We start from the raw sequence: 4,008 nt of genomic DNA, 5'->3' as shown, positions 1-4,008 counted from the left end.
TGGTGGACGCACTTGGGCTCGAACCAAGGACCCGCTGATTAAGAGTCAGCTGCTCTACCAACTGAGCTATGCGTCCATGCCTTGTGGGCGGTGCGGGGGCTTGGCCCGTCGCGAGGGGCGCGCGTTAGCAATGCGGGGCGCGCGTGTAAACAGGGGAGTGGCCGCACGTCAGCCGCCGCGGTGGTGCTGGCGATCGATCGCCATCAGCACGCCCAGGCAGATCAGCACGGTCATCATCGCCGATCCGCCGAACGATACCAGCGGCAGCGGGATGCCGACCACCGGGGCGAGGCCCATCACCATCGCCAGATTGATCGCGACGTAGAGGAAGATCGTCGTCGACAGGCCCGCGGCGGCCAGCCGCCCGAAACGTGTCTTCGCGCGCCCCGCGACCAGCATCCCCCACCGGATTACGAACAGATAGGCGATGATGATGCCGATCCCCCCGATCAATCCCCATTCCTCGGCCATCGTCGCGAAGACGAAATCGGTGTGGCCCTCGGGCAGGTAATCGAGGTGGCTCTGCGTGCCGGCGAGGAAGCCCTTGCCTGCGATCCCGCCCGATCCGATCGCGATCTTCGACTGGATGATGTGATAGCCGCTGCCGAGCGGATCGCTTTCGGGATTGAGGAAGATCTCGATCCGCCGCCGCTGATAATCGTGCATCATGTGCAGCGCGATCGGCGTCAGCCCCGCCACCGCGAGCAGCCCGCCAGCGAACAGCCGCAACGGCACGCCCGCGAGGAACACAACTGCCAGCCCGCCGAACGCGATCATCAGCGCGGTGCCGAGATCGGGCTGCACCATCACCAGCGCGAACGGCACGCCGATCAACACCGCCGCGGGCCAGATCGCCGACCAGCGCCGCGTCTCGCCGACCGGCAGCAGATCGTAAAACCATGCCAGCGCGAGCACGATGCCCGGCTTCATCAGCTCCGAAGGCTGCAGCCGGATGATCTTGAGGTCGAGCCAGCGCCGGCTGCCCCCGCCGACCGCGCCCAGCGCCTCGACCCCGATCAGCAGGAGCACGAGAATGACGTAGATCGGCAGCGCGACGCTCTTGATCTCCTCCTCGCGGAAACGCGACAGCCAGATCGCACCGCAGAGGAAGAGCAGGAAGTGCCAGCCTTGCGAAAAGGCCCAGGGCCGCACATTGGCGTTCGCCGCCGAATAGAGGACGAGCAGGCCGAAGCCGCAGATCGCGGTGATCAGCGCGAGCATGCCCCAAGGTAGGCGCGCCAGCGTGCCGGGGACGATCGAGCGGCTCAATCCGCCTGCTCCCCGCCGCCATCAGCGGGCTCGGCCTGCTCCTGCGCGGGAGTCGGCGAGCTGTCGTGCGCGTCGCGCCAGCGCTGCGCGGTCTCGGCCATTCGCGCCCGGATATCGCCGCCCCAACCCTGCTCCAGCGCGGCGAGCGTCGTCTGCGCGCGATCGGGGGCGTAGAGGAAGGTCATGATATCGCGCGCCACTTGCGCGGCGGCGGCGCCATGCGCGCCATGCTCAAGCGAGACGGCGATCGCGTAGCGCGGCTGATCGAAAGGCGCGAAGCCGATGAAGTGCGCGTGATCGCGATAGCGCCAGGGCGAGAGCTCGGTATTCGTCCGGCCGGCGGCGCGATCCGCCATCGTGATCCGGCGGACCTGCGCGCTGCCCGTCTTGCCCGCCATCTCCACGCCCGCGACGGGTAACCTGGCGCTGCCCGCGGTGCCAGCGCCGCCGCTGTTGATCACGTCGCGCATCGCCGCATGGATGATCGCCAATTGCTCGTCGCTGATGCCGAGCCCACCGCCCTGCGGGCCATAGCGGCGGTTGGCGATCAGGCGGGGTTGCAGCGCGCGCCCGCTGGCGATCCGGCTCGCCATCACCGCAAGCTCCAGCGGCTTGACGAGGAAATAGCCCTGGCCGATCGCGCTGTTGACGGTATCCGCCTGTGTCCAGGGATGCTTGTAGCGCGCAAGCTTCCACGCGGAATCGGGCACCAGCCCCGAGCGCTGGCCCGTCAACGGCAGATCGAAGCGCTGCCCCAGGCCCAACGCGCGCGCCATCGGCGCCAGCCGATCGATGCCGAGCCTGCGCCCCATCGACCAGAAATAGATGTCGCAGCTCTGCTGGATCGCGCGGTGCATGTCGACGGGGCCGTGTCCGCGGTGCCGCCAGCAGTGGAACAGCCCGTTGCCGACGCGATAGACGCCCGAACAGGACACGCGTTCGCGCGGATCGACCCCCGCCTGCAGCAACGCCAGCGCCACCATCGGCTTGACGGTCGACCCCGGCGGATAGAGCGCCTGCACCACCTTGTTCTGCAACGGCGTATGATCGTCGGCCGAGAGCATCGCATATTCGGATCGGCTGATCCCGTCGGCGAAGCTCGCGGGATCGTAAGCGGGCATCGAGGCCATCGCCAATATGCCGCCGTGCACGGTATCGATCACCACCGCCGATCCGCTGTTCGGCCCCAGCCGTCGCGCGGCATACTCCTGCAGCGGTGCGTCGATCGTCAGCTTCAGCGTGTGGCCCATCTCTTCGGGCCGCGTGGTAAGTTCGGCGACGAGCTTGCCGTGCGCGGTCACCTCGGTGCGCCTGGCGCCCGGATGCCCGCGCAGCCAGGGCTCCATGATCTTCTCGATCCCTTCCTTGCCGACCTTGAAGCCCGGCGCGATCAGCAAGGGATCGCGCGTGCGCTGATAATCCTCGATCGTCGCGGGCCCGACATAGCCGACCAGATGCCCGACCGCCGCCCCCGCCGGATAGGCGCGCGCATAGCCGCTGGTGGGGGCCACGCCGGGCAGATCGGGCTGGCGGACGCTGATCGCGGCGAAGCGCTCGTAGGGCACGTCCTCGGCCACCGGCACCGGCTGGTAGCCCGGCGAGCGATCGAGCGCCTCCTTGATCCGCGCGATCTCCTCGGGCGGCAGATCGAGCAGCGCGCGCAGCTCGTCGATGATGCGATCGGGGTCCTGCAGGCGATCGGGAATCAGGTCGATGCGGAAATTGGTGCGGTTGATCGCGATCGGCAGCCCGTTGCGATCGACGATCCAGCCGCGCCGGGGCGGGATCAGCCGGCTCTGGACGCGGTTGCTCTCGGCGAGCCTGTCGTATTTGTCCTTCTGCGCGATGGCGAGCCACGCCATGCGGCCGGCGAGCAGCCCGCCGATGCCCAGTTGCACAGCGCCGAGGACGATCGCGCGCCGCGTGAAGCTATAGGCCAGCGCCTGCTCGGTGATGATCCGGCCGCGCCCCAGGATATGCATCAGCCGCTGGTAGCAGCCCCCTTGCCCAGCCGCCAGCGATCGATCGCCGAAACCATGCGCATCGCCGCCGGAAAGCAGAGGATCGCCAGCAGCGATTGGGGGGCGATCGTCCACAGCGGCCCCGCGCCGCCCGCCAGCCAAGCCAGGCCCCATGCGCCGATCCCGCAGAAGCCGATCGCGAAGATCGCGAGTTGCCAGCTCGTCCAGAGATCGCGCCACACGATGCGATGATCGGCGATGTCGAGGCCGAGGAAGGCGACCGTCCATAAGGTCATCGCAGTGCCGAGCGGCGCGCCGCCGATCAGATCGTCGATCAGCCCCAGCGGCAGCGCCACCCACGCCCCCCACATCTCGGCGCGCAGCAGCCGCCAGGCGAGTGCGACGAGCAGCCCGAATGGTGGCAGGATCGGCGTCTGGACGACCAGCGGCACCAGCGAGAGTGATGATCCGGCGGCGGTGCTGAGGATCGGGATCAGCCACAGCCGCGCGGGCAGGCGATCCTGGTCATAATCGCCGCGCATCACCGCGCCGCCGTCGCGGGAGGCGGTGGCGGCGGCGCGACCGTCACCTCCGGCAGCACCATGCCGAAATCGAGCGCCGCCGGATCGGCGAGCGCGCGCGCCTGCGCGACCTCACCGCTCACCGACAGGACGACCGCGACGGGAAGGCCGGCGGGATAGACGCCGCCCGTGCCGGAGGTCGCGAGCAGATCACCGCGGCGGAAGGGCTGCGCGCCCATCGTCGTCGCGCGCACATC

4 protein-coding genes and 1 tRNA gene are annotated in these 4,008 nt (G+C 69.0%); all 5 read right to left on the bottom strand.

Annotated features, from left to right (window positions below):
- Positions 1-76 (bottom strand) — tRNA-Lys (locus tag HUU94_RS03915).
- A gap of 92 nt (positions 77-168) precedes the next feature.
- Positions 169-1,221, bottom strand: a complete 1,053-nt coding sequence (gene rodA / locus HUU94_RS03910; RefSeq protein WP_438827101.1) for a rod shape-determining protein RodA — start codon at positions 1,219-1,221, stop codon at positions 169-171.
- A gap of 44 nt (positions 1,222-1,265) precedes the next feature.
- A complete protein-coding gene (mrdA, locus tag HUU94_RS03905; RefSeq protein ID WP_174273806.1) occupies positions 1,266-3,251 on the bottom strand; it encodes a penicillin-binding protein 2 in 1,986 nt (661 codons plus the stop codon).
- A complete protein-coding gene (locus HUU94_RS03900; RefSeq protein ID WP_174273805.1) occupies positions 3,251-3,772 on the bottom strand; it encodes a rod shape-determining protein MreD in 522 nt (173 codons plus the stop codon). Before HUU94_RS03900 ends, mrdA begins: the two co-directional genes overlap by 1 nt.
- The coding region (locus HUU94_RS03895; RefSeq protein WP_302480178.1) for a rod shape-determining protein MreC at positions 3,772-4,008 on the bottom strand (237 nt) is incomplete at its 5' end. The genes HUU94_RS03895 and HUU94_RS03900, both read right to left, overlap by 1 nt.

The sequence above is a fragment of the Sphingomonas bacterium genome (assembly GCF_903644055.1).
GTDB lineage: Bacteria > Pseudomonadota > Alphaproteobacteria > Sphingomonadales > Sphingomonadaceae > Sphingomonas_I.
This window is presented reverse-complemented; position numbering and strand designations above follow the sequence as displayed.